General features: G+C 36.9%; 10 protein-coding genes. 5 read left to right on the top strand and 5 right to left on the bottom strand.

Going from position 1 to position 21504, the window contains the following annotated elements:
• Positions 1-24: 24 nt before the first annotated feature.
• The gene (nagB, locus tag BMY56_RS17415) at positions 25-1953 is read right to left on the bottom strand and encodes a glucosamine-6-phosphate deaminase (protein ID WP_091627264.1); all 1929 of its coding nucleotides are present in this window, start codon (positions 1951-1953) and stop codon (positions 25-27) included.
• Between the two features lie 169 nt (positions 1954-2122).
• Between nagB and BMY56_RS17410 the strand changes: the two genes are divergently transcribed.
• Positions 2123-2905: a DeoR/GlpR family DNA-binding transcription regulator gene (locus tag BMY56_RS17410; RefSeq protein WP_317040642.1), complete on the top strand. Its 783-nt coding sequence runs from the start codon at positions 2123-2125 to the stop codon at positions 2903-2905.
• Between the two features lie 4 nt (positions 2906-2909).
• The gene (gene murQ, locus BMY56_RS17405) at positions 2910-3722 is read left to right on the top strand and encodes an N-acetylmuramic acid 6-phosphate etherase (RefSeq protein WP_091627259.1); all 813 of its coding nucleotides are present in this window, start codon (positions 2910-2912) and stop codon (positions 3720-3722) included.
• A gap of 22 nt (positions 3723-3744) precedes the next feature.
• Here the strand turns inward: murQ and BMY56_RS17400 are convergent, their stop codons facing one another.
• Positions 3745-4146, bottom strand: a complete 402-nt coding sequence (locus BMY56_RS17400) for a c-type cytochrome (protein ID WP_091627256.1) — start codon at positions 4144-4146, stop codon at positions 3745-3747.
• A 7-nt stretch (positions 4147-4153) separates the two neighbouring features.
• Positions 4154-5275, bottom strand: coding sequence for a PQQ-dependent sugar dehydrogenase (locus BMY56_RS17395; protein ID WP_091627254.1), 1122 nt, complete (start codon positions 5273-5275; stop codon positions 4154-4156).
• 127 nt (positions 5276-5402) lie between these two features.
• Between BMY56_RS17395 and BMY56_RS17390 the strand changes: the two genes are divergently transcribed.
• The 3 genes from BMY56_RS17390 to BMY56_RS17380 all read left to right on the top strand — a co-directional run bounded on the left by BMY56_RS17390 (position 5403) and on the right by BMY56_RS17380 (position 16077).
• The gene (locus tag BMY56_RS17390; protein WP_091627250.1) at positions 5403-13988 is read left to right on the top strand and encodes a T9SS type B sorting domain-containing protein; all 8586 of its coding nucleotides are present in this window, start codon (positions 5403-5405) and stop codon (positions 13986-13988) included.
• A gap of 149 nt (positions 13989-14137) precedes the next feature.
• Entirely contained in the window at positions 14138-14854 is a 717-nt protein-coding gene (locus tag BMY56_RS17385) for a carboxylesterase family protein (RefSeq protein ID WP_091627247.1), read from the top strand.
• 14 nt (positions 14855-14868) lie between these two features.
• The gene (locus BMY56_RS17380; protein ID WP_143057842.1) at positions 14869-16077 is read left to right on the top strand and encodes a multiheme c-type cytochrome; all 1209 of its coding nucleotides are present in this window, start codon (positions 14869-14871) and stop codon (positions 16075-16077) included.
• Positions 16078-16168: 91 nt separating this feature from the next.
• Here BMY56_RS17380 and BMY56_RS17375 read toward each other — a convergent pair whose 3' ends face one another.
• Both BMY56_RS17375 and BMY56_RS17370 read right to left on the bottom strand, forming a co-directional pair.
• Positions 16169-17923 (bottom strand): RagB/SusD family nutrient uptake outer membrane protein, encoded by a 1755-nt coding sequence (locus tag BMY56_RS17375; RefSeq protein ID WP_218144579.1) that lies wholly within the window; start codon positions 17921-17923, stop codon positions 16169-16171.
• Between the two features lie 23 nt (positions 17924-17946).
• Positions 17947-21231: a SusC/RagA family TonB-linked outer membrane protein gene (locus BMY56_RS17370; RefSeq protein ID WP_245737276.1), complete on the bottom strand. Its 3285-nt coding sequence runs from the start codon at positions 21229-21231 to the stop codon at positions 17947-17949.
• Between the last annotated feature and the right edge of the window lie 273 nt (positions 21232-21504).

The raw sequence follows: 21504 nt of genomic DNA, 5'->3' as shown, positions 1-21504 counted from the left end.
GGCCTTTTTATACAAGATTAAATGTTAATTGAATTTATGCCTAACAAAAGCTTCCATAGCAGCATAAGATGATAAGCCCAAAGCTTTATATTTATTGGCGGTATTGCGATTTCTTTCTTCGGCACGCATCCAAAATTCTCTTGAATCATCGCCTTGAAACATGACTCCGTCTTTTTGTGATTGATGACAAAATATTGCATGTCTTTTCTTTAATACTTGACCAGGACTCATAGGTACCGCCATTTCAATTTCATTGATGTCCCACTCGTGCCAAGCTCCTCTGTATAGCCACAACCAACAATCTTTCATGAAGGATTCAGATTTTAATTGTTCACAAGCAGTAAAGACAGCGTCTAAACATACTTTATGTGTGCCGTGTGGGTCTGCTAAATCACCTGCAGCGTAAATTTGATGAGGTTTTATCTTTGAAATTATACCTACCACCAAGGCAATATCTTTTTCTGATAAATTTTTCTTCTTAATGGTACCCGTTTCATAAAAAGGTAAATCTAAAAAGTGGACATTACTATCTTTTAAGCCCACATACCTAGTTGCCGCATACGATTCACCTCGTCTTATTTTGCCTTTTAAATTACGAACTTCTGCAGAATCTATTTGAGTTTCGTTTTTATCGGTAATCGATTTTATAATTTTTTTAGCCTCATCTGATGGATGAATCTGTAAAGCTATTTCTGCGTATTTTCTGGCATCGGTATCAGATACCGCTATATTTCCAGAAGTCTGATAAACAATATGTACTTCATGCCCTTGTTCTACAAGTCTATCAAATGTACCGCCCATAGAAATAACATCGTCATCTGGGTGTGGGCTGAAAATGATAACCCGCTTTTTAGCTGGTGTAGCACGTTCAGGTCTATGTGTATCATCTGCATTTGGTTTACCACCAGGCCAACCAGTAATGGTATGCTGAAGTTTATTGAACATTTTAATGTTAAGGTCGTAAGAATCTTCTAAAGCTAGAAGGTCTGCCATACCATTATCATTATAGTCTTTATCCGTTAAGCTTAAAATAGTTTTACCAGTAGTTTCGCATAGCCAAACCATTGCTTTGGCTTTTAAATCTTCATTCCATTTGCATGCATCTACTAACCAAGGTGTTTTGTTACGTGTAAGTTCGCTACCTGCTCCCGTATCTAAGACAAAAGTACAATTGTCATGGTGCTGTAAATATGTCGCCGGTACATGCGAAGATACTTCACCCTCAATGGTCTTTTTAATAATTTCAGCTTTATTCTGACCCCATCCTAAAAGAACGATACGTTTTGCCTTTCTTACAGTTGAAATCCCCATAGTGATTGCTTTACGAGGTACATTGTCTATACCTAAAAATGAAGGTGCAGCATCAACACGCGTTATATGATCTAAAGTTATTACCCTAGTACCCGAGTTAAAATGAGAACCAGGCTCATTAAAACCAATGTGCCCCGTTCTACCAATACCTAATAATTGAAAATCAAGACCGCCATTTTCTTTTATTTTTCGTTCATAACTTAGACAATATGCTGTGGTATCTTCATTGCTTACTGTGCCGTCTGGAATATGAATATTTTTTTCAGGAATATCTACATGATTGAATAGATGCTCATGCATGAAATAAAAGTAACTCTGAATGTTATTTGGCTCCATAGGTAGATACTCATCTAAATTGAAAGTAATCACATTCTTAAAACTTAGACCTTCTTCTTTATGCATACGTACCAACTCTTCATACACTCTAATTGGTGATGATCCTGTTGCTAAGCCTAAAACACAGTTTCTTTTTTGACCTTGTCTTTTCTTTATTAGACTAGCAATTTCATGGGCTACCTGAATTGATGCCTTGTTGGAATCTTGAAAGATTACATTGTGAATTTTTTCGAATCGTGTCTCTTCAAACTGGCCAATGGGTTGGTGACCAATGTCAATTTTAGTCTCTTTAACGGCGTTTTTCATAAGATTACAATGAAATTTTAGGTTTTTAAATCATGCAAATATATGCGTTATTTTGAATTTATGCAGTTTTTTGCAGCTAATTTTGCATTTATTTGCTGTTAAGTAATATTTGATTAGTGTTTGTATTACATTGACGACATAAAACAGCAAGAGAATAAAATTGCTATATTTGTTCATAGTATCACTAAAAGGTAGCAAATTCATGCTTAAAGAGGAGCGTCAACAAACAATTTTAAATGAGGTAGATCTTCATAATAGAATTTTAATAACAGATATAGCTGAAGCATTAGACGTATCTATTGATACCATAAGGCGTGATGTGAAAGAACTCGACGCTGATAATAAATTACGGAAAGTTCATGGTGGCGCTATTTCTATGGGTTATATGACCAATAGTGCTAGAAATACCAATATTTATAAAATAGAAGAGAAGGCAGCTATAGCAGTAAAAGCTGTTGGTATGTTGAGAGATGGGGCGGTTATATTTATAGATGGAGGTACAACTTGTATGGAACTTGCACGTATTATTCCTGAAAATTTAAATTTAACTTGCTTCACCATTAGTTTGCCTGTTGCGATGGTATTATCTCATAAGGCGAATATCAATGTAATTTCGATAGGAGGTCAAATTTCAAAGGAAGCACAAATATCTATTGGGGCTAATGCAATTCATCACCTTTCGGAAGTACGGTTCGATTATAGTTTTATAGGTACTGGTTATGTAGATGCTATTTATGGGCTAACAGAGTTTGATTGGGATATAGTTCAAATTAAGAAAGCAGTTATAAAAGCATCTAAGAAAACGGTTTTATTGTCTATTTCTGAGAAGTTAAATTCTCAGCATCGCTATAAAACATGTGATATCAATTCTATTAATACAATGATAACCGAATTGAAACCTGAAGACAAACTGCTGAAGCCTTTTAAAAATCACGATATAAAAATCATATAATTATATGGATTATAAGAAAATTACAGAAACCCCATCTAATCATGAGAATTTGGAATTGATGGATACCAAGACCATTCTGCAAAAAATGAATGAGGAAGATCAAAAGGTTGCGTCTGCAGTAAAGAAAACTATACCTCAAGTGACCAAATTGGTAGATGAATTGACGAAACGTTTTGAAATGGGTGGTAGGTTGTTTTACATCGGCGCGGGTACTAGTGGTCGTTTGGGGATTTTAGATGCATCGGAAATTCCGCCGACTTTTGGTATGCCACATGAACGTGTAATCGGATTAATTGCTGGCGGAGATATAGCTATAAGAAAAGCAGTTGAAAATGCAGAAGATGCTGCCAAACAAGCGTGGGTAGATTTAATGGCTCATGGTATTACTAAGAATGATGTAGTTGTTGGTATTGCTGCTTCCGGCAGTACGCCCTATGTTGTTGGTGGATTGGAAGATGCTAAAAAGAACGGAATACTTACTGCTGCAATTACAAATAATCCTGGTGCTCCAATCGCAAGAATAGCAGACATCCCTATAGAAATTAATGTTGGTCCTGAGTTTTTAACGGGTAGCACTAGAATGAAAAGTGGGACATCTCAAAAGCTTGTTTTAAATATGATTTCTACCGCCTTGATGATAAAAATTGGTAGAGTTAAGGGAAACAAAATGGTGAACATGCAACTTAGTAATGATAAGTTAGTAGACCGTGGTACCCGTTATATTATGGAGGATCTTGGCATTGAATATTTAGATGCTGAAAAATTGCTTAAAAAATATGGATCCGTGAAATTGGCTGTAGAAGCGGGTAGGGGATAATTTTCAAGGTATTTTGATTAGTTTAATTATTAATTGCTTGTACCTCTTCTATGGTAACCATTTTGGTTTGTTTGTTGCCCCAGGAATTCATCACAAAATTCATGACATCCGCAATCTCATCATCTTCTAAACCAAATGAGGTCATTGAGTTATTATAGGTAATTCCATTTACAATGATTTCTCCCTGTAAGCCAAATTTTACAGCATGTATAGAAGCTACTCTATTTTTAATTAGAAAGTCAGAAGCTACTAATGGAGGAAAACTATATGGTACTCCTTCACCATTATCCATATGGCAGTTAACACAGAAATCGGAATAAATTTCACTTCCTCTTTTTATGCTTTCTTTAAGTTCTGGTTCTTGGTGCAATGAAAACCCTAAAGTAAATAGAATTAAGGCAAACAGAGGAAATATCAATTTCATTGAATAGTTATTTTACGGGGATTAATTTATAAATTCCTTTCCCTTCAACGGCCACATAAATTAAACCATCGGGACCCTGCTTTACGGCGCGGACCCTTCCAAGGCCATCCATTAATTTTTCACGTGCAATAACTTTGTTACCGTCTAAAACCAATCTCTCTAAATATTGAAAGGCCAAAGAGCCAACTAACAAACTGCCTTTCCAGTCGGTATACTTATCAGAAGTAACATATGCCATGCCACTGGGCGCTATAGAAGGTACCCAATAATGAATAGGTTGTTCCATGCCCATCATTTCTGTTTTGTCTGTAATAGGGGTTCCCCCATAGTTAATCCCATAGGTTACCAATGGCCAACCATAATTAGCACCTTTTTTTATAATATTTATTTCATCGCCACCTCTTGGGCCATGTTCATTGTCCCAAATTTCACCAGTCTCAGGATGTTTAATTAAACCTTGAGGATTACGGTGTCCATAACTATAAATAGCAGTTTTTGCACCTTCAACACCAACAAACGGATTGTCTTCAGGAATTCGTCCATCATCGTATAAACGATAAATTTTTCCACCGTCTCTTTTAATATCTTGAGGGTTTATGTCTCTATCTCCACGCTCACCTATAGAAAAGTAAACAAAACCCTCGTTATCAAAAGCAATTCTTGACCCAAAATGTTGACCTTTTGTTGTATTTGGCACTGCTTTGTAAAGCAGTTCTTTATTTGTTAAAGAATTATTTTTGAGTTTGGCTCTCATAAGAGCTGTGTGTCCTCCTTTTTCATCGCCTTCAGCTGATGCATAAGTGAAATAAATCCATCCATTTTTTTCATAATTAGGATGCAATTCTATATCTAAAAGTCCGCCTTGCCCACGTTGGTAAACTTCTGGAATATTACCGATTATCGATTTTTTTCCATTAGAAAAATGTATCAATTTTCCTTCTTTTTCGGTTATTAAAATACTTTTATCAGGAAGGAAGGTGAACCCCCATGGAATCTGTAGGTCATCGACGAACAACTCTGCTTTAAAATTATCGTTTTTAGGTGTATTCACCTTATTTTCAGCATTTTGTGCGCAAGAAAAATTAAGCGTTATAGCGAATAAAAGATAAAAGATGATACTATTTTTCATATTGATACGTTAGAAATATATTAAAGGACATTTGATTATTTAAAGATAAGATATAAGTATAAAAAATTACACCAAAGAACGATAAAGATCCCAAATCGCTATTGTTCTTAAAAACGAAACTTAACCTATGCTACCAAAAAAACAGCGGTTTATGCTGTATGTGCTTTTTCTGATTGTTATTTCAGTAATCGGTACTACGGCAATTGCCAACTCTAGGGTAAGTACCCTATTTGAGGAGGTGGCCCATGTAATCGAAACGGCAGTTTCGGTTTCTACCAAAAATCAATCCACTTTAGAAAAAGAAGTTACCATTGTGCGTAAGGCCAACTTAGCAACTTCAGCAATGTTTGCAACTATTATTGTTGGAGCGGATGACACAGAAAACTGTGACGATAACGGATTTACAATTGCGCGCTTTAACCTTTGTGGTGATTATGATGATCGCATCATAAGTTTATCAGGTGGAACATATAGCTCTGTTTCATGGCAGATTTTAGGTGGATCATGTAGTCCAGATGTAAATACAGAGTGCCCCAATACAGGTTCTTGTTATACACAAGTATCAGGAGGTCAAACATTTGCGTTAGATGCAAGTACTGTTCCTTCTACCTCTGGTGCAGAATACAGGGTTATTGCAGACGGGCAAACGTATTACTTTAAAGTTAAGAAAAGTACCATTACACAAACTGTTGTAAAAAATGATTATATCTGTGGTGTAGCAGGTAGAATTCAAATTACGAACTTATCTAGTGCATATGAGTTTAGTATGGACAGCGGTAGTGGTTTCAGTGCTTGGCAAGGTCCAATATTCTCAAATTTGGCACCAGGAACATATAATATTAAAGCTAGATTAAAAAATACGGCAAACACATGTGAGTACCCTTATGAACCTGTGATAATTGAAGAGAAGGAGATTGAAATTTCTGCTACTTTTACAGATGCACTATGTAGTGGAGATACGGGTAGTATTACGGTAACAGCATCAAACGTTCCGGGTCCTTATAAATATACGTTATTAAATTCTAGCGGTGTAGCCCAAGAATTTACCGCCTTTGTATCTACTAATCCTTATACATTTTCTGCTGTAGGTTTTGGTACGTATACCGTTCAGGTAGAAACACAACAATGTACAGGAGACCCTTTAAATGGAATCAACCCTCCAAGGCAAAATGTAGATACAAGCGGCAATCCTCTAACCATAGGTGCTGGCGCTTCGGCTCTAGATGCCTCTACTGAGGTGAATAGTAGTTTTGGTTGTTCTAATATTTCTAGTGTAGATATTATTTTAAATACAACAGGTGGATCTGCTCCTTATATTTTTACGGTTAATGGAGGACCAATACAACCATCTTTTGGTAATGCTTCTACAGATTCAGGAACAACAATCTATACGGTAACAACAGATGGTACATATGATTTTGTTATAACCGATAGCAATGGTTGTACTATTAATGCTTCTTCTGATGTAGAAACACTTTTGCCACCAGATATAACAGTTGCTGGTATTGATGGTACTTGTAGTAATGGAGGTGCAAAATTAGACTTCACCATAAATAATGGTAGAGGTTATAATATATCTTTTAGAGAGAACACTTCTGAGCCATGGGTCAGTACACCACAGATTTCCGTTGCGGCAGGTACGTATAATGATATTGAAGTAAGATACCAACAAGGCGGATTTGAATGCACACTTGATTTACCTTCTGTTACAGTAATTACGGTAGGTTCAATAACGGGTTCTGCCAATAAAGTTTCAAATGTTACTTGTGCAGGTTCAGTAACTAATGGAGGACAAATAGATTTTGTAGGTCCTTTCTCAGGAGGATCGGGTAGTGGTTACGTTTTTAGTATTGATGGTGTAAACTTTTCAGCAACAACTTCATATACAGACTTATCCGCAGGTACTTATACACCAATTATACGTGATGCGGGTGGATGTCGCTTAGAACTTACTTCTATAGAAATTTTAGATGTAGATCCCCCTACCAATATAGATTTTGTTCAAAGTAATATTAGTTGTTCAGCAGGGACTTCAGATGTTCAGTTGACTCCAACCAGCAATGCAGCCATCAACAGGTATGAAATAATTAGTCCGGCATATTTTGATAATGGTACTAATGACACTTTCACTGGGCTATTAACATCTCAAGCCTATATTTTTCAAATTACGGATGTTAATGGTTGTACCTATACAGAAGGTTTTAGACCTATTGTTTTGAGTTCAATTCGTGTTCGTGTAAAGTCGGGTGGCGATTTAAGAGTTTGTAACGGTGCTACTGATGGTACCGGAACTTTTATTGTCGACGGATTTGCGAATAATTATACATATGATATAAATGGGGGCTTATTTACAGGTGGTCCTCAGAGTGATACTGAAGTAGTTCTTCCATTATCTGGTGCGGGTACATATACTATTACCATAACGGATGCCGATACTGGTTGTACAGATACTGCCTCTTTCGATATTCAAGATGCTCCGATTTTAGACTTATCTACTAGTGTTGTTACGCCAATGAGTTGTGCGAATGGTAATTTAGGTGCTGTTAGAGCAACAGCAATAGGAGGATGGGGAGCATATAGATATACGTTAACACCCCCAACGGGACCACAAATTGGTCCAAAATCAGGAAGAACTTTTAGTAATCTTTCTGCTGTCGGAACCTATACCTTATCTGTAGAAGATGCTGAAGGTTGTACAGATACTTTTACTTTTGATTTAAACCCTATTGATGCTCCGGCTGTTTCTTTAGACGGACCAGCATCTGATTTTTGTTTTGTGGCAGGAGTAGGTGCTACGGTATCGGTAAACTCAACTGCAGGTACGGCAGCTCTAGGTACGCATCAATATAGAATTAACGGAGGAACCTTACAGGCGAGTGCATCTTTCTCAGGACTTGCTCCTGGAAATTATACCATTGAAGTTGTCGATGGAAATGATTGTTCTGACAGTATTCCTGTTACAATAGAACCTCAATTAAGGGTTAATACTAGTATAGATGCTGAAATACCTTGTGGTGGAGCACCTGGTCAAATTAGAGTAATCGTTAATGGAGGATATACTTCTGGAGCAGGACCAAAACAATATGAAGTAAGTGCTGATGGAGGTACTACTTTTGGAGCGGCGATTCCACTAATATCTGACGATTTCTTATATTCTACAGCAGTTCCTGGTGATTACGTTTTTAGAATAACCGATAATAATACCACAAGTAGTGGTTGTGTTGCAAACTCTGTTTCGATTACATTAAATCCGCCTCAGAATATTGCAGCAGCTTCTTATGTTGCCAGACCAGTAAGTTGTAGCTCGACTAATAATGGTGCTGTTACAATTATACCTGATGCAACCAGTGGAGTACCACCTTACGAAGTCAATTTTAATGGAGGAGGTTGGGGAACCCAAACAGTTTTTTCAAACTTGACTGTAGGAACTTATTCGTATATCGTTAGAGATGCAAGAGGTTGTGAAACAGTTGTGGATACTTTTGATATTATTTTGGATACTACGTTACCTCCAGACGCAACCATTACCGAAGTACCAGCTGTATGTGGTGGTAGTGGTCCTGTTAGTGGCGGTATAAGTGTAGATGCCGTTTCTGATGGAACTCCTAATTTTGATTTTATAATTGAAGATAATACAGGTGTTGAGGTAACTCGTCGGGAAAATGTAGACCCTTCTTCTTTGCCGTTGCAAATTTTAGATTCTAATCTTGTTACAGGTAATTATACCATTATAACAATCGATGCTAATGGATGTACAGATATTGATACGGTAACTATTACTTCTAACGAAGTGGTAATTACCCCGATACCACCTCCAGCACCTTTAGATTGTGATGACAGTACCTTTACCTACGCAGTAAGTGTTAGTGGTGGATCAGGTTCATACCAGATTAGATTATTAGATAATCCGACTTTTGGTAATCTAAATGACATACCAACCACAAACGACCATACTTTTAGTAATACCAATGACGGTATCCAGTATGGTGTAGCATACACTGTTGTTGTTTTAGATGTGGTTACCAATTGTACCTATGAGCAAGAAATACCTCCTTTAGATGGCCCTTCGACATTAAACGTTACGGCCAATTCTACTCCTGGAGCTTGTGATGTTAATAGAAATGGTGAGATAGCATATGAAATAACAGGCTACAGTATTGGTGATAATTTACGAATAGAATTAATAAATAATGAGGATGGTTCTAGTACTATACTTCAAAATTCTGTGACAACTACAGCGATACCTTATAATGATACATATCCTGAATTACCAGGTGAATATCAAATTCTAGTTACCAATTTGACCGATACGTGTACAGATGCGGCGGCAGTAATTATAAATCAGAATTTGCCTAGTATAGATATCTTATCTGAAGTACCCGCAAATTGTAATGCATTAGGACAAATAACTGTTCAAGGGCGTGGTGGTTCAGGTGGACCTTATGAATTTGCTTTTATGGATAATGGTATGATACCAACATACCCAGCTGATTACACGATTGAAACAACTTTTGTTGCACCAGAAGGTGACTATGATGTGTACGTTAGAGATATTTCTGGATGTACTTCATTCGACATCGCAACGGTTATTTTATTACAGCCAGATTTACCGGTTCCAGATTTTACCGTTGTAAATCAATGTGATCCGACGTCAACAGCTTTTGATATTACAGTTCGAGTGCCGAGTTCGGTAAACACGCCTCGATTTACGTTGGGCGGTGATGAGCAATTACCATTAATAGTAGGGTCGAATTGGGAATATACGTATACAGTAAGCAGTCCTGGAGATTACGTGGTTGATGTGGTCGATGCGAATGGTTGTACAAGCCAAGGTACCGCTATTGTTTATGACTTTTTATCTGCAACAGGTGATTTTGAGACGGATAGTACCTGTAATGATGCAGATGGAGAAATACGTATAAGTACAAACGGAGGTAGTGGTGATTTCAGTTATGTGCTTACTGGAACTGATTACAATTCCGTTGCCGTAGGACCAGTTACTCAAATAAATGATCCTTTATTCATTGGGTTAGCTCCGGGTAATTATGAAGTTTTAATTACAGACCGTGTTGTAAATGATGGTTCTGGATTTTGTGAAACTACGGTTTCAAATATTATTTTAAATCAAGCCGCACAACCGGTAATCATTTCAGAAGAAGCAATTGATATTAGCTGTAGAGATGAAAATGATGGCTCTATAGAAGTTGTAGTGGGTCCTGCAAATGCACTAGTTCCTTTTACTTCGCAAGATACTCCTATAACTTATATTTTAAATAACCTTACAACGTCGACTGAACAAGATAGAAATACAACAGGGTCATTCGCTGGGTTGCCTGCTGGTAATTATCAAGTTCAAGTAGTGACAGCTCGTAATTGTGAAGTTTTATCTGCAGTGCATACTATAGAGAATCCGCTAGATTTTAGTATTACCGCTAGTGCTCCAGACTTTGCTTGCGAACCAGGTGCTAATAGATATAGTTCAACTATTATAACTGTGGGTATTGTTAATGCAGGTACTGTAGGTTCTGGATATCAATATAGCATTACAGGTTTTTCAAACTATCAAACTGGTAATACTTTTGAAATAATAGATAATGGTTCTGCGCAAGACATTACGGTGTACGCAATAGATGGCAATGGTTGCCAAACGACTTTTGATGTGCCGACTATTAATCCGCCAACAGATGTTGTTCCAACCATTATTGAAGTCGATATTTTAAACTGTAGAGATGACGAACGAGTTCGTATACAAGTTAGTGGAACTAATGATTTTACTGTGAATACAGTATCGGTTTCTTCCGTTCCTTCTTATACTAATTCTCCAGGTAATAATTACGTTGATGTTTACTTACCTGATGTAGGTGATTATTTATTTGAAATAACGGATAATGCTGTGGGTTGTACATACCCTATGCCAGTGCATACGGTGAATACACCGGAAGCTCCTACTGTATTGATCAGTGAGGCCAAGCCTGTAAGTTGTGCAGTGCCAGGCAATGATGGGGCGTTATTCATAACTGTAGGTAATTACACAGGTGCTTTTGATTATGCAGTTTATGAAGCTAGCGATGTTACAAAATCTACTCTTTTGGCTTCAGGTAGTTTTGATACTAATAATTATCCTGATGTTAATGGCGATGAAGCTCGTATAGAAAACTTGCCAGGAGGTAACTTAATAGTAGATATCGTTTCAACAGGTATGCCGTTTTGTTCTGCGACAAGTAATGTTGCCAATATTAGAACTCCGAACGGTCCACTTCAAGTAACCGCTGAATCTATAGGTAATGTAAGTTGTACCAATGATACTGGCGAAATAAATGCAACAGGAGCTGGTGGTTGGGATACTACACCTTATGAATTTAGGTTGTTAATGAGTACCGATAGCGGTTCTAGTTATACTACTGAAATTGCTCCATTCTCAAGTGATAGCGAATTTACGGGTCTATCTTTTGGGTTCTATGAGGTAGAGATTAGAGATATTGAAGGCTGTACAAATACATTTGAAATAGAATTGGCAGAGGTTCCACAAATTATTGCTGGTATTAGAGAGCCACAAAGTCTTGACTGCCCTAATGGTAATAATGCAGTTCTAGAAGCGTATGACGTAACTTCTGGGGATGAAATTACAGCTATAGCTGGTGCAAGTGGCGGTTTTGCAGGTGCTGGTTATAATTACACTTTATTATACTTGAATAGTAATAATAACACGGATATAATATCTGAAAGTGGATTGCAAAATACTCCTACTTTCATTGGTGACAGTGGTGGGTTTATCAGTTCTGGTTGGTATGCAATAGAGGTATCTTCTAGTTTTGGATGTTCATTTGTAACCGATGCTTATTTCGTGGATCCACCACCACCAATTCAACCTGTATTAGTACAGACAAGGGTTCCTGGTTGTGGAGGCGACGGAGAAATGAGAATGACCGTTGAAAATCCGGACCCATTATTTACTTATGAATACTTGAGGGTAGAAAATGGAGTAACTCTTGGAACATATATACCTATGACTGGAAATTCAGTTACTATTTCAGGTGTTGAGGGAATAACATATCAATTTGATGTAAGAAAGGTGAACTCTGCAGGAGCTTGTCCAGCAATACGCTCTAATGGTATTACCATGACCAATGCGACAGGCATTACTTTATTACCGAATTTGCCAGATGATATTTCTTGTGCTTCTGAATTAGACGGTAGAATTGAGTCATTTGTAAACGGTGGTGTGGGTGAAGATTTATTTTATCTGTATGAAGGAGACCCGGTAGATGCCTTTAACCCTGCTTCAACGGCAACGGTTATTAGAGGTCCCCAAGATAATGGAACATTTGAAGGACTTCCTGAGGGAACCTCATATTACATTGCTGTAACCAGTGGCGCCACGTGTATGGATATTGCCGGTCCTTTTGAAATTATTAGACCCGATCCTATTATTTTTGATGCTATACCAACCAATGTTACTTGTAATGGAGAAGAAGACGGTACTATAACTGTTTCTGTAAGTGCAGGTGGTGAAGGATTGATTCAATTTGCTATCGCACCTAATTTTAATGAGTTCTTTAGTGATTCCGATAATCCTGGAACCTATACTTTTGATGAACTTGCTGCTGGTACTTACGAGATTTTGATAAAAGATGACAATGGTTGTTTTGAAAAGGATTTTATTACTGTAGAAGAACCTAATCAGATACAGGTTATAAATATTGAGACCACTCCAGAGCTATGTATTGGTGCTAATAATGGTACTGTAGTTTTTGATGTTATCGGTGGTACTCCGTTTAATGATGTAACGGTAATTCCTACTCCTTACTTTGAGTATAAAATTGAAATGGTTGATCCTGTAGATGAAACGGGTACGGCTACATTTGCACCTTATACAGGTGAAATTATTGAAAATTTACAAGGAGGTGCCTCTTATGTTATTTACATTCAAGATGTTAATCTGTGTACGGCTTCAGAACTGTTTACCATAGATATCGGAGTTGACTTAACGGCAGAACCACAGGTTCAATATGGTTGTGAGGGTATTTTTCCAACCAGTACAACAACGATACAATTGGCACATAATAACTTGTTGTCTGAGTTAATGTTTGCTCTTGATCCAATAGATCCCACGGATGCTATTACCGCTAATGCTACGGACCAGTACGTATGGGGAGATTTACCCGCTGGTGATCATATCGTGTATATTTATCATGAAAATGGTTGTACAAATAGTGTAGAGTTCAGTATTGACGGTTACGAGCCTTTAAGTTTGGTTGTAGATAAAACCGGACCTAATGAGGTGGTAGCTTTTGCTGCAGGTGGTTATGGTGACTATGAATTTTTCTTCAATGGAGAATCTTATGGTGAAGAAACAACATTTACTACCAATGAAAGTGGTATGGTCAATGTTAGGGTAGTTGATGCTAGGGGATGTGTTTTAGAGCTAAGCGTACCTTTCGAATTTACAGGCATGTTAGAGTTTCCTAATTTCTTTACGCCCGATGGTGATAATTTAAACGACATATGGTCTCCTAAAAACAGAGAACTCTTTGCTGGTGTAAATGTTAAAATTTACGACCGTTATGGTAGGGTAGTAGCTATCTTAGATGAAGTAAGCGGTTGGGATGGTACTTATGAAGGTAAAGAAGTGCCCACAGGAGATTACTGGTATGTTGTAAATGCCAATAGTAATGAAATACGATACGTAGGTCATTTTACTTTGTATAGATAAACATAGTTAATTACAAAAAAGGAGATACGAATTGTATCTCCTTTCGCTTTTAATAGAATTGGTAGTCTAAAATTGAAAGCTCAAATTGTATTACACTTTAAAAACAATCCTTTTTAGGTACATTTGATAGACAAACAGAGCTATCGTTGATGAAGTATATTTTCTATTTTATTTTAGTGGTTATTTTTCAGAGTTGTGCTTCTCAAGTGAAGCCCGTTCTCGTAGATTCAGAAATGGAAACCAATGTAAAGGAGAATCTTGCCTATTACCTATATTACCCCGAAGATTACCTTGAAGAGCCTGATAAGAAGTTTCCGATTCTATTGTTTCTACACGGTGGTGGTGAATCTGGGGATAGTTTAATTACGGTTAAGCGAAATGGTCCTCCAAAATTAATTGTTCAGGGGAAAAAATTTCCATTTTTAATACTCGCACCGCAAAACCCTAATGCGAAAAAATGGTGGAATACTAGAGCTGTTAAACAATTATTAGATTCTATTGTCGGAGCGAATCGCGTCGATGAAAATAGAATTTACTTAACGGGTTTAAGTAGAGGTGGTGGAGCAGCTTGGGAAATGGCCGTGCAATATCCAGAAACATTTGCAGCTATGGCGGTAGTTTGCGGAATGACACCTTTACCTTATGCATCATGGATCAATAAGCAAATGCCTATTTGGGTTTTTCATGGCGAAAAAGATAAGTCGATTCCTATTGAAGAATCTGAAACAATGGTTGCTAAGCTTCAGGAAATGGGCTATGAGGTTATATTTACAAAGTACCCGAATGTAGGGCATAGTGCATGGGTCAAAGCATATGAAACTGAGGCATTATATGATTGGTTTATGAATCAAGAATTAAAAGAGTAGTAGCTTTAAATGGTATGAACAATAAGATTAATTTAAAATACATCATTTTTTTAATTCTAAGCTTATTGCTGATATATGGAATTTGGTATTTTAATAATTCAATTAAAACCTCAAAATATATTGAGCCCGAAATTATAGCTACACATTACAACGGTTCTAATTTTGTAGCCTCAGAAACTTGCATGGAATGTCATGCAGATATTTACAATTCTCATATAAAAACCGCACATTTTAATACATCATCAACTGCAGAAAAGGAACATATTAAAGGGAGTTTTAAGGTAGATTCTAATGAATTGAATTTAAAAGGAGTTAAACTTAAAATGTTAGAGGAAAATAATGAATATTTTCAGGTATCACAACCAAAGTTTGGAGACGTCAGTACAACTAAATCTAAGATAGATATTGTCGTTGGCTCTGGGGTTAAGGGTCAAAGCTATCTTAGTTGGCAAGATGAGGATTTAATACAGTTACAAGCCTCATATTTTCAACCTACTAGTTCATGGGTCAATAGTCCAAATTTCCCAGACTATTCACTTAACAGAAAGGTTGATGATAATTGTCTAAAATGTCACGTAACTTTTGCGAAGAATAAAAGTGAATCTGGAATTGGAAATTCTTATGACCGTTCTAAAATGATTTTGGGTATTGACTGTCAACGTTGTCATGGGCCATCTGAAAAGCATGTTATCTATCATCGTAAAAATCCAGAAGCAATAAAGGGTGAATTCGTTGATAACTATGAATCGTATTCTAGACAACAAAGACTTGATGCTTGTGCAGTTTGCCACTCTGGCTTGCAGGGGCAACACGTAAAAGGTAATCCTTTTTCATTTCTAGCTGGTGACACATTGTCTCTGTATTCAAAAAATTATAAAAATGTAAATTCTAAAATAAAATTAGATGTACATGGTAATCAAATGGGACTTTTAAGTGAGAGTGAGTGTTTTGTAAACTCCCCAAAAATGGACTGTTTAACGTGTCACGACCCTCATAAAAATCAAAGAGCAGAAATGAATACTTTTAATTCGAAGTGTTTGACTTGCCACGATTCAAATAAAGTTAATCGTATAACTGAGAACCATATTCATGATAACCAGCAGAATTGTGTTTCTTGTCATATGCCTTTAGTGCCTTCTGAGGTAATGAAGTTAAAGTTGGAAAATGATTCCGAAGAAATACCTGTTTATATAAGAACTCACCTAATAGGTATTTATAATTAGAATAGTTGTAAAATATTTAAGTAAAAAAAGAGAGGATGAAATTAAATTTCAACCTCTCTTCAACTAACAAATAATTAACAAACTTAAATTCTTAATAAGCAGGATCTTGTGTTATGGTTGGTTGACCTTCAATTGCCGATCTATCGATTGCCTCTATCGGAATAGGGAAGAATTCATTTTTTCCAGCTACAAAAGACCTTCCTTGTAAGTAAATTCTTTGCTGAGATTCACTGGCGATATACGCATTAAGTGTTTCAGCAGCGATACCCCAACGCTGTAAGTCAAAGAATCTGTGACCTTCTAAAGCAAATTCTAAACGTGTTTCAAAACGTACTGCTTTTCTAGCAGTTACAGGATCTGTCCAAGCAGTATCGTATGTAGCGATATCATAATTTGCTGCAGGTGTGCCTGCTTCTATTGTAAAGTCGTTACGATCTGTACCTTGGGTCGCTAATGGCACAAAGCCTTCTGGGTTAGCTGCTCTAGTACGAATTTCGTTAACCAAAGTTCTGGCTCTTTCTAAATCACCTAATTCAACTTCGGCCTCGGCCAACCATAAATAAATCATATCCAATCTCATGATTCTGTAATTGTTTGCAGAAAGGTTTCCCCAACCACCTTGACCAAAAGCTTCTGGTTCAGCAACGTGCTTCATAGAGAAATATGGCCCGGCATATGAAAGATCACGTACAAAATCCGTTTGATAAATTTTAAACCCTTTGTATAATATTCCAGGGCGACCAACTGAATGATCTAATCTTGGATCTAATGTACCGGTATAGGTAGACAATGTGGTAACTGGATCTGTATCAAAAGAAACGTTAGCATCATTGAAAGTGTCTAACATAGGTAATCCATCTTCAGTTTTATAAGCATTTACAAGGTTCTGAGAAGCTTGATAAAATCCACAGCAACCCCATGGATCAGTATACGGGTGTGCTAAACCGATACCTCTATTAGATGCGCCATCTGCAGCGCTACTAATAGCATACTGAACTTCAAAAATTGATTCTGTATTGTTACGGGTGGCTACTTTAAAATTGTCCTCAAATTTATCCATCAATTGAAAAGGACCATTATTAATAATATCGTCAAATATTACTTTAGCCTCACCCATTTTGGCAAGATTAGGGCTACCATTGGCATCAAATCCTTGATATATTTTGGCTTTACCTAAAAATGCTTTAGCTGCCCAACTTGTTGGTCTTCCAACATCTCCTTGGGTTGCAGGTAAAACAGCTGCTGCTGCGGCTAAATCGGCCTCAATTAATGGCCAAATTTCCCTATCGTTAGGTATTTTTGTGCTTTGTAAATCGTTAAGAGCAAAATTCTCATCACTGATATACGTTGGCATTCTCCACATTTTTCTAGCTTCCATATGGAAGAGACCTCTAAGAAATCTTGCCTCGGCAGTAATTTGTGCTCTTCTTTCGTCACTAATATCCTCTACTTCTGCTAGGGTAGTCAAAACAATATTTGTTGCTGCAACACCTTTGTAAAGACCTCTCCATTTATCTCTAATATGGATATTGAACGATTGAAAATCGTACGCTTCAATAAATGATTGCTCTGGTTGATCACCTGCGTCGGTTCCCTTTAAGGCATCATCAGAAGCTATATTGAAAACCCAACTGTGAATATCATTATGCCAAGTTTGCCCTTCAAGGCCACCACCTGGTACCATTGTATAAGCTCCAATAAGAAGTCCTTCGACCCCATCAGCGGTTGCAACATCTCCTTCACTGAAACTGCCTTGAGGTTCACGTGTCAAAAATTCATCACTACACCCGGTTATAAATACCAGTGCGGTGAGACATGCTGTGAATATTAATTTTCTCTTTTTCATGATATGTATTGTTTGCATTTGAATTAGTTTAAAGTAATATTAAGACCCATTAAGAAGGTTCTTGAAACTGGTAAGAACCCACCGTCATAACCAAGGTTTGTATTGTTCCCTGTTTGAACTTCAGGATTTAAACCTGTGTATTTAGTAAACGTAGCCAAGTTTTGACCTTGAATGTATATCGATGCTCTAGAAATACCACCAATATTAGAAAGTACCTCATCGGTAAAGCTATATGTTAATTGTACATTCTTGATTCTAAAGAAACTACCATCTTCAATAAAATAAGAGGATGGTCTACTGCTAATTTGATCATTTGCATCCATAATTGGAACTGTAGCATTAGGATTTGCAGCAACCCATTGGCTTACAGGAGCAGTTGGATTTGACGGTTGCCAAGCATTATACAACGCTCTTCTTGATCGGTTTCCTTGAAAGGTGTTGAAATCTGCAAAATAACGAACGTAGTTATAAATGTCATTACCTTGAGAACCATTACCAAATATATTTAGCGCTAAGTTCTTATATGAAAAGTCTAGATTGATACCATAGGTAAAATCCGGATGAGGATTACCAATTACAGTACGGTCATCATCATTTATTACACCGTCATTATTAATATCTGCCACCTTTAATTTACCAGGAGCATTGTAATCGCCATATTCTGGCCATGCATCTGCTTCAGCTTGCGACTGAAAAATACCTACGGTTTTGAATCCATAAAAGGAGGATAATGGGGAACCTGCCTGAGTGACCGTTAGTGCCGGTACTCTTCTTGAATTTCCAAAAAATCTAGTATCTGCGCTTTCGCTTAATTGATCAACGTTGTTGGTATACTGCGAAAGGTTCGTATTAATGCTATATCCAAAATCACCTTTTTTATCACTGTAGCCCAAACTAATATCAATACCTTTATTGGTTACTCCACCTACATTAAATCGTGGCTCATCTGCTTGACCTGCAGTATAGGTAACAGGAACTTGAAATAACATATCTGTAGTAACACGATCCCACACATCTAAATTGAAATTAACTTTGTTGTCGAACATTACTAAATCTAAACCAATGTTATTAGAAGTTGTAGTTTCCCATTTTGCATTTGGGTTACCAAAAGCTCTGGTTGAAAATCCTATTGTAGGTGACCCTGTATTACCGTCAATAGGATAGCCTCCTGTGCCAATATCTGAACGAAACGTGGTAAAGGCGTTGTAGTCCCCAATTTGTTGGTTACCAGTTTTTCCCCAACCATATCTTAGTTTCATATCATTTATCCAGCTAACATCTTTTAAGAAATTCTCATCAGACATTCTCCAACCTAAACTAAATGCAGGAAATAATGCACTACGTGCTGCCGATTGAAATCTAGAAGAGGAATCATTACGAAGTGTAACCCCAGCAAGGTATTTTCCTGCATAGTCATAATTTATTTTTCCAAATTGTGACCAAAGTGAATAATCTTGTTCTACATAACCGTAATTAGATGCTGTAGTTGCATTACCTAAGTCTAAATAACTAAGAATGTTGGCAGTTTCGAATGCGAAACGCTGACGCCCGGCTCCAAAACGCTCTTCAAATTGTTGAATAGACTCTACACCCACATAAGCAGAAAAGTTGTGAACCTCATTGAAGGTCTTCGAATAATTTATAGTATTTGTCCAAGTCCATTGATATTCATATTCTTCTCTTGCATTTGAACTATTGATAAAGTTACCTTCTACATATTCTGGTTGAGGTCGCCCTAAATCTCTTTGTCTCAATCCTCGTACATCAACACCGAAACTGGACCTAACACTTAATTCAGGTGTGATTTCATAATTGGTAAAAACATTACCTAATAATCTTAATCGGAAAACTCTATCATCTTCATTTCTCTTTAAAGAGGCATAAGGATTAAAGTTATTTCCTAAGTTGGCACCTCTACTACCTGCAAAGTTACCGGCTATGTCATAAATAGGTAATAATGGATGGTGCTTATACCCTGCGGAAACAGCATTTTGCTCTTCATCATTGGTAAACTGTCCTTTTTGATTGTCAAAGGATGCTGTAAAATTCTCTCCTATGGTAAGCTTGTCATTTAAGCCTTTGAATTCGGTATTTGCACGTAAAGAAATTCTATCATAACTGGTGAATTTGGTAATATAGTCAGCTGAAAAATATCCTAAAGAAAAAGAATACCTTGCTTTTTCAGTTGCACCAGATGCATTAATATTATGACTTTGTATTGGAGCCGATTGTGTAACCGCTTTCCACCAATTAGTGTCTGCTGAACGTGTAATGGCATAAATATTCCCTTCTTCTAAAGCATAAAGGTCTGCGCTAGTACCCGCATCGCCCTCATTTGCACCACTAGGAAAAACATAATCTGGTATAGTCACTTCTCCATTTGCGCCAAAGGTATACTGTCCATGACCAGGGGTTTTACCAGCATATAAATCGGCCAAATATAAATATTGCCCTAATTCACGCGCATTCAAAGCTTCTACATCATTAGCAGCTGTCTGTGTACCATAATAAGTGTCATATGTAATTTTCGGAGCACCCATTTTACCTTTTTTAGTGGTAATAATAATAACTCCGTTACCAGCTCTAGATCCATAAATAGAGGCAGCGGAAGCATCTTTAAGAATCTGCATTGATTCTATATCATTAGGGTTTAAGTTGGCCTGCGCCTGTGTTGGCACGCCGTCAATAATATATAGTGGGTCGTTATTGCCCACAGTTCCAAAACCACGAATACGAACGGTAGCTTCACCACCTGGTCTTGCATCGTTAATGATACTTACACCAGCAGCTCTACCTTGTAATTGCTGTGCAAACGTTGTAGCAGGTGTAGCTAAAAGCTCATCAACATCTACGACGGAAACTGCACCGGTTAAATCTTTTTTGGCTTGAGTGCCATAGCCTGTAACCACCACCTCGTCTAATCTACTGGCATCCTCTATTAAGATTACGTTGATGTTATTGTTTCCATCAACCGCTACCTCTTGCGTTTTGTAACCAATGTAGCTAATAACCAAAGTAGCATCACCTGGAGCTTCTATAGTATAATTTCCGTCAAAATCAGTTTGTGTTCCATTGGTTGTTCCTTTTACCAAAACACTTGCGCCAGGTAATGGCCCCGTTTCATCTGAAATTGTTCCTGTAACTGTAGATTGTGCCAAATTAAGATTAACATCATCTATAATGTCTAATTTTTCATTTGCGACCATGTTTTGGGTGCAAATACATGCTAAAATCAATAAAAATCCATTAATGAGGATAGAAAACCGTCCTTTGGATTTTACAGATTTGAAATCTAGTTTTTGATTCATAATAAGTAGTTGTTTAGTTAATTATTCATTAGTATATATTCAGAACAGTGTTAATGAATATATAATATTATTATAATATTACTTAAAATTATAACAATAAACTAGAATATTTATTAAATATTTTGTATTGGTTATTAGTCGTTAGTTCGATGCTATTTGTGGTCTAATTAGTTTTGTTTATCGTTAAAAAATAGGTTAAATTATAAGAGTCTTTTTCTAGGGATTTGTGATTAATGTAGGAAAATGAAATTGTCACCGAAACTTTTCAATACG

It is taken from the genome of Maribacter orientalis (assembly GCF_900109345.1).
In the GTDB taxonomy this organism is placed as follows: domain Bacteria; phylum Bacteroidota; class Bacteroidia; order Flavobacteriales; family Flavobacteriaceae; genus Maribacter; species Maribacter orientalis.
Note: the sequence above shows the minus strand (reverse complement) of the source record. Positions and strands in the feature narration are given on the sequence as shown.